This window comes from Azohydromonas lata, from assembly GCF_034427735.1.
In the GTDB taxonomy this organism is placed as follows: Bacteria; Pseudomonadota; Gammaproteobacteria; order Burkholderiales; family Burkholderiaceae_C; genus Azohydromonas; species Azohydromonas lata.
The window spans coordinates 23,011-29,809 of record NZ_JAXOJX010000077.1 but is presented as its reverse complement, the minus strand read 5'-3'; the positions used below and the strand labels follow the sequence as shown (position 1 = coordinate 29,809).

The following is a 6,799-nucleotide window of genomic DNA, read 5'->3' as shown; positions in this document are numbered from 1 at the left end:
CGGCCGCGACGGCGCGGCGGCCACCTCCGCCGGCACCGGCGTCGACGCCGACGCCGCGGACGACCCCGCCTGCACGCCGCCGCTGGCGCTGGACGCGCAAGGCGCGCTGCGCGTGTACCTGGCCGCCGGCGACGGCGCGGGCCTGCGCGCCGCGGCCTGGACGGCACTGGCGCTGCAGCAGCTCAACCAGCGCGACTCGCAATGGCTGCGCCGCACCTTCGCCATCACCGGCGCGGGCGGCGCGGGCGTGGGCGCGGCGCTCACGCGGGCGTGCGCCGTGGACGGCCACATCGACGAGGACTGCGTGCTCGACTTCGCGCGCGCGGACCTGCAGTCGCCGCTGCTGTCGGCCGGGCTGTTCGAGGGCGCGCTGGCCTGGCTGCTGCCCACGCGCTGGTGCGGCCTGCCGGGCTGCGGCGTGCTCTCGCGCGCGGCCTGGTTCGAGCAGGCGCTGGAGTCGGCCAGCCCGGGGTTGCGGCTTGGGCTGATGGAGTCGCGCCGCCAGGCGCTGTCCTACCCCGGCGACCACCTGCCCTACCTGCTGCTGCAGGCGCAGTGGCTGGAGACGGGCGAGCGTGCCATCGCCAGCGACTTGCGCATCGCCTGGACGGACTTCCCCGGCGCGCACGACCAGTTGGGCCTCACCGGCCTGGACCTGCCCTTGGGCACGGCCGCGCACAACGCCGCGCGCGGCACCACTGCATCCGCCGGGCGCGCTGCGGGGCTCGCACGAGCGCTGCCGCGACCGCAGCGCCAGCTCCGCCGAAGAAGCCGCCAGCGACGCGCCCCGCGCCCACGATCCGCCCGGCCCGGTATGCGGCCACCTGGGCGACGGCGGCAGTGCCGACCCCGGCGGCGCGCAGGCCATGCTGGACCTGCTGCAGGGACTCTCGCACTGCCTCTCCGGCAACGCGGCCGGCCGCGAGGGCTGGCCGCACTGCGCGGCCTTGGGCGAGGCGCGGCTGGCCTGGCTGCGCGCGCACCTGCTGCCGCAGTTGCTGCTGGTGCGCGCCGACGAGGCGCCGACCGCCCCGGTGAACGGGAAATGCCCGGCGCCGCACCAGCGCGCCCCGGACACGCTGCAACTGGCCATGGCGCAGCCGGTGGCGGGCTGCGCCGTGCCCGCAGGCGACGCGCACGAGCCGCGCCGCCCGCTGTGCCAGGCGCCGGCCCCGGCGGCGCGATGGCCCTGGCTGCAGCCGCAGCGCCCGGCGCAGGCCCAGGCCGCGGCGGCGCTGGCCGAATCCCGCCTGGCACAGGCCCTGGCCACGCTGCGCGCGGACCTGGGTGGCGTGGCCCGCGACAGCACCGAGCCCGCCCTGCGCATCCTGGCCCTGCACCCGGACGGCCTGCGCTACGGCTCAAGCTGGCTGCTGCCGGCCCTGGCCGTGGAGCGGCTGCAGCGCCAGGCCGCGGCCTGCGTGGGAGCGCCCGCGCCGTGAGTACCAGGCCGCGACAGCCCATGGCCGCAATGGCTTCGCGGCGTCAGGCTTATGTCGGCTTGAAATGTTTCGATACTTGCCTTCAGCGCTTGCGTGCGCGCCGGATGGGCATCGCCCCGCTGCCGGATTGAATTTCCAAACTTACTCAGCCGCCGACAGGGCAGCGAAATTCCCTGGCTACCCGGGGAAACTTCAATAAACGAGGTTTGCCTGCTTGAAGCGAACCACTGCTTCCCACTGGTTGCGCGCCGGCTTAGCCCCTGATTCAAACCCTCATCGCCGCTGGAGCCAAGACCAGTTTTTGCGGCAGAGCAAAGCCCCATCTCCAAATGCTGGACAGGCGGTACTTTTTTGCCTGAATACTGCATTTCCAGCCAAGAACTCGGTTTCGCCAAATTCCCGGCGCCACAATCTCAACAATATTTCGGGGCGCGCCGGCGTGTAGGCCAGGGCAGCGCAACAGTCAGCAAGGCGTCAGTCGCCCATGTACGCATCCGTTACAACCATGAAAGGGGCGATTCACAGCACCGTTCGCTGTGAATCGCGTCGATAAATAGGCACATCGGTAGTTTTTTTGTGTCCGCACTCGTCCATCTCAATGTCCGGCGCTCCGGCGCCGGCCGCTGCCTGCAGGCCCATCTGCCGCGCGGCGAGCCGGCCATCATGCAGGCCACGGGCCACTGCCCGCACCTGAGCGCACCGGCGCAAACCGTCCGCCTGATCCGCCGATTCACCGACCCACTGGCCATTGACGCCTGAGCGTTTCGCATGTCCACCCAACCAGGCACCTCAGGCCAGACCCCGCTGTACGAAGACCTCCCCTGCGGCCACCTGCTGCTGGGCGCCGACAGCCTCATCGTCCGCGCCAACCGGCTGTTCGCCCAATGGCTGGGATGCCCCCCGCAGCACATCGAGCAGCGGCTGCGGCTCACGGAGCTGCTCACGCCGGGCAGCCGCGTCTTCTACAGCTCCCACGTCGTGCCCTTGCTCGCATTGCAGGGCTTTGCCAACGAGGTGTCCCTGGAGCTGACGACGGCGGGCGGCCAGGCGCTGCCGGTGCTGCTCAACGCGCAGCACCTCGAAGGCGCCGGCAGCCAGGACGCGCTCATCAGCGTGACCGCTTTCAACGCCAGCGCCACGCGGCGCTACGAGCAGATGCTGGTGGCCACGCAGGAGCGCGCCGAGCGGGCCCTGGACGAGCTGCGCGAACAGCGCGAGCAGTTGCGCGTGACGCTGGAGTCCATGGCCGACGCGGTGGTGACCGTGGACGCCAATGGGCAGGTCAAGCTGCTGAACCCGGCCGCCGCGGCGCTGCTGCGCGTGGATGCGCGCGAGGTGGTGGAGCGGCCCTTCGCCGAGGTGGTCAGGCTGCTGTGGGCCGACGACCAGCAGCCGCGGCCCTGCCCGGTGGTGCAGTGCCTGTTCCTGCCGGAGGCGCAGCAGGAAACGCGTGCCAGCCTGCTGCGCGCGCACGACGGCACGCTGTGCCCCATCAGCGACACGGTGGCGCCCATCCACGACGCGCGGGGCCGCTGCACGGGCGCGATCTGGGTCTGCCGCGACGTGAGCGAGCAGCACCGCCTGGCCGAGCACGCGGCCCATGCCCTGCGCCACGACATGCTCACCGGGCTGCTCAACCGGCAGGAGTTCGAGCAGGCGCTGGCCCGCTGCGCCGCAGCCCAGGGCTGGCCGGGCTACCTGCTGTGCTACCTCGACATCGACCAGTTCAAGCTCATCAACGACACGCTGGGCCACGCCGCGGGCGACTTGCTGCTGCGCGAGCTGGCGCAACTGCTGCGTGACGGCCTGCGCAAGGACGACCTGTTGGCGCGGCTGGGCGGCGACGAGTTCGGCATGCTGCTCAAGGGCTGCTCGGCCGGCGAGGCCGTGCAGCGCGCCCAGGCGCTGCGCAAGCGCATACAGGACCATCACTTCCACTGGGAAGGCGGTACCCACCGCGTGACCGCCAGCATGGGCGTGGCGCAGCTGCCCGGCCCGGGCGAGCCGGCCTCCATGGCCCTGATCCATGCCGACATCGCCTGCCACGCGGCCAAGGAGGCCGGGCGCAACCGGGTGCAGTTCTTCACCTCGGCCGACACCCTCGTGCAGGCGCGCCACGGCGAGATGCACTGGGTCCCGCGGCTGCAGCAGGCGCTGGCGCAGGACCGCTTCGAGCTGCTCTACCAGCCCATCGTGGCCACGGCGCCGGGGGCCAGCCGCGTCAAGTACGGCGAAATCCTGCTGCGCCTGCGCGACGACGACGGCCAGCTCGTCTCGCCGGCGCTGTTCATTCCCGCGGCCGAGCGCTACCAGCTCATGAGCGCGCTGGACCGCATGGTGCTGCGCAAGACCCTGGACTGGATGCAGCGCACGCCCTCCGTGCACTGCTCCATCAACGTCTCCGGCCAGTCCCTGGGCGACCTGGCCTTCCTCGACGAGGCCGTCACCAACATCAAGCGCAGCCGCGTGGACGCGCGCCGGCTGTGCTTCGAGATCACGGAGACGGCGGCCATCGGCAACCTGGAGGCCGCGCAGGCCGTCATCGCGCAGTTGCGCGCGCTGGGCGCGCGCTTCGCGCTGGACGACTTCGGCGCGGGCATGTCGTCCTTCGCCTACCTGCACCTGCTCAAGGCCGACGTGCTCAAGATAGACGGCGGCTTCGTCAAGGATCTGCACCGCGACCCGCGGCACCGCGCCATCGTGGAATCCATACACCACGTGGCCGCCGCCTTCGACATGCGCACGGTGGCCGAATGGGTCGAGAACGAGGCCATCCTGGACGAGCTGCGCGCCATCGGCATCGACTATGCGCAGGGCTACTTCACGGGCAGGCCGGTGCCCTTGAAAAGCTGGAACGCCGAGTCGCCGTGGCAGCCAACGCAGGCGGCCCCGGCAGGCGCGGCGGTCTCTTAAACCGCAGCGGCCACGGGCGCAGCCCGCGCGGTGTCCAATGGCGGGTAATCCCTTGATTTCCAGGCCGCCATGAGCACCGACGACAAGCAGACCAGCTCCTGTTCCGACGCCGCCTGCGGGTGCGGCTCCGCCGGCGCAGCCGCACCCGTCGTCACCCTGCAGCGCCGGCCCCGCGGCACGCCCGCCGAGCTGCCGCCCCCGCCCGGTGCCACGCTGCTGCGCATCCCGGACATGGACTGCGCCGTCGAGGAGGCCGACATCCGCCGCGCCTTGGCCGGCGTGGCCGGCATCAGGGCACTGCGCTTTCAGCTCACCGCCCGCACCCTGGCCATCAGCGCCCCGGCCGAGGTGATGCCCACGGCACTGCAGGCCATAGGCGCCGCGGGCTACGCGGCCACCGACGTCACGCCCGGCCGCGCGGGCGCCGGCCAGGCGGCCACGGGCCACGCCCAGGCCCACTCCCACGACCACGCCCCTGGGCACGCGCAAGAACATGGGCATGACCACGGCCACGGGCATGGCCACGACCACGGCCTGCAGCCCGGCCTCGTGCGGCTGGGCGCCGCGCTGGCCCTGGCCACCGTCGCCGAAGGGCTGCACCTGTTGGGCGAGGGCTCCACGGCGCTGCGGCTGCTGGGCATGGCCGTGGCGCTGGGCGCCATCGCCCTGGCCGGCGTGGACACCTTCCGCAAGGGCTTCAAGGCGCTGCTGCGCCTGAAGCTCAACATCAACGCGCTGATGGCGGTGGCGGTGGCCGGGGCCTTCGTCATCGGCCAGTGGCCCGAAGCCGCCATGGTGATGGCGCTCTACGCCATCGCCGAGCTCATAGAGGCGCGCTCCGTGGACCGCGCGCGCAACGCCATCCAGAAGCTCATGGCGCTGGCGCCGGCCGAGGCGCTGGTGCAGCAGGCCGACGGCCGCTGGCAGGCGCAGCCGGTGGAGCAGGTGCCGCTGCAGGCACGCGTGCGCGTGCGCCCGGGCGAGCGCATCCCGCTGGACGGCGTGGTCACGGCCGGCCAGGGCACGGTGGACCAGGCCAGCGTCACCGGCGAGAGCCTGCCGGTGGACAAGCGCCCCGGCGACGCGCTGTTCGCCGGCACGGTCAACGGCACGCAGGAGCTGGAGCTGCGCGTGATGGCCGCGGCCTCGGACAGCACGCTGGCCCGCATCATCCACGCCGTGGAGCAGGCGCAGTCCACCCGCGCGCCCATGCAGCGCCTGGTGGACCGCTTTGCCGCCGCCTACACGCCGGCCGTGTTCGCGCTGGCGCTGGGCGTGGCGCTGCTCGCGCCCACGCTGCTGGACTGGAGCTGGGCGCAGGCCGTGTACCGCGCGTTGGTGCTGCTCGTCATCGCCTGCCCCTGCGCGCTGGTGATCTCCACGCCGGTGACGGTGGTCAGCGCCCTGGCCGCCGCGGCGCGGGCGGGCGTGCTGGTCAAGGGCGGCGCCTACCTGGAGCAGGCGCGGCGGCTGCGCGCCGTGGCGCTGGACAAGACGGGCACGCTCACCGCCGGGCGCCCGCGCCTGGTCGAGCAGCGCGTGCTCGCGGGCGACGAGGCCCTGGCGCTGCGCTGCGCCGCGAGCCTGGCGGGCCGCTCCGACCACCCCGTCTCGCAGGCCATCGCCGCGGCGCTGGCCGATGCGCCGGCCGGTACGCCGCCGCTGCCCGTGGAGCGCTTCGAGGCCCTCACCGGCCGCGGCGTGCAGGCGCTGGTGGACGGCCGCGCCCTGGTGCTGGGCAACCACGGCCTGGTGCACGAGCGCGGCCTGTGCGATGCGGCGCTGGAGGCCGAGCTGCAGCGCCACGAGGCCGCCGGCCGCACGGTGGCGCTGCTGGCCGACGAGCGGCAGGTGCTGGCCCTCTTTGCCGTGGCCGATACGCTGCGCGCCGAGTCCGCCGAGGCCGTGGCCGCGCTGCGCGCGATGGGCGTGGTGCCCGTGCTGCTGAGCGGCGACAACACGGCCACGGCGCGCGCGGTGGCCGCCGAGGTGGGCATCACCGAAGTGCAGGCCCCCCTGCTGCCGGAAGAAAAACTGCGCGCCATAGAGGCGCTGCAGCAGCGGCTCGGGCCCACGGCCATGGCCGGCGACGGCATCAACGACGCGCCGGCGCTGGCGCGCGCGGACATCGGCATCGCCATGGGCGGCGCGGGCACCGACATCGCCATGGAGGCGGCCGACGTGGTGGTGATGAACGACGACCTGCGCCGCCTGCCCGCGCTCATCCGGCTGTCGCGCCGCATGACGGCCGTGCTGTGGCAGAACGTGGCGCTGGCGCTGGGCATCAAGGCCGTGTTCCTCGGCTTCGCCGTGGCCGGCAGCGCCACGATGTGGATGGCGGTGTTCGCCGACATGGGCGCGAGCCTGCTGGTGGTGGCCAACGGGCTGCGGCTGCTGGACGGCAAGGGGTTCACATCGCGCCCCTGAGGGCGCTGTCAATCGGC

Annotated in this window: 4 protein-coding genes and 1 pseudogene; 4 read left to right on the top strand and 1 reads right to left on the bottom strand. The window is 73.0% G+C overall.

Translation table 11 applies throughout. The features are described from left to right. Positions 1-390 (bottom strand): annotated as a pseudogene (locus SM757_RS29220) (hypothetical protein); the annotation flags it as partial. Positions 391-575: 185 nt separating this feature from the next. On the opposite strand from SM757_RS29220, the gene SM757_RS29215 reads away from it, so the two are divergent. From SM757_RS29215 to SM757_RS29200, 4 genes are all read left to right on the top strand, one after another. Beyond that, positions 576-1,442 (top strand): hypothetical protein, encoded by an 867-nt coding sequence (locus SM757_RS29215; protein WP_322468057.1) that lies wholly within the window; start codon positions 576-578, stop codon positions 1,440-1,442. A gap of 576 nt (positions 1,443-2,018) precedes the next feature. Continuing rightward, positions 2,019-2,201 carry a hypothetical protein gene (locus tag SM757_RS29210; protein ID WP_066336863.1) on the top strand — a complete coding sequence of 61 codons (183 nt, stop codon included), beginning with the start codon at positions 2,019-2,021 and terminating at the stop codon, positions 2,199-2,201. A 9-nt stretch (positions 2,202-2,210) separates the two neighbouring features. Next, positions 2,211-4,355, top strand: coding sequence for a putative bifunctional diguanylate cyclase/phosphodiesterase (locus SM757_RS29205; RefSeq protein ID WP_322468056.1), 2,145 nt, complete (start codon positions 2,211-2,213; stop codon positions 4,353-4,355). Positions 4,356-4,424: 69 nt separating this feature from the next. Then, positions 4,425-6,782 carry a heavy metal translocating P-type ATPase gene (locus SM757_RS29200; protein WP_322468055.1) on the top strand — a complete coding sequence of 786 codons (2,358 nt, stop codon included), beginning with the start codon at positions 4,425-4,427 and terminating at the stop codon, positions 6,780-6,782. Positions 6,783-6,799: the final 17 nt, after the last annotated feature.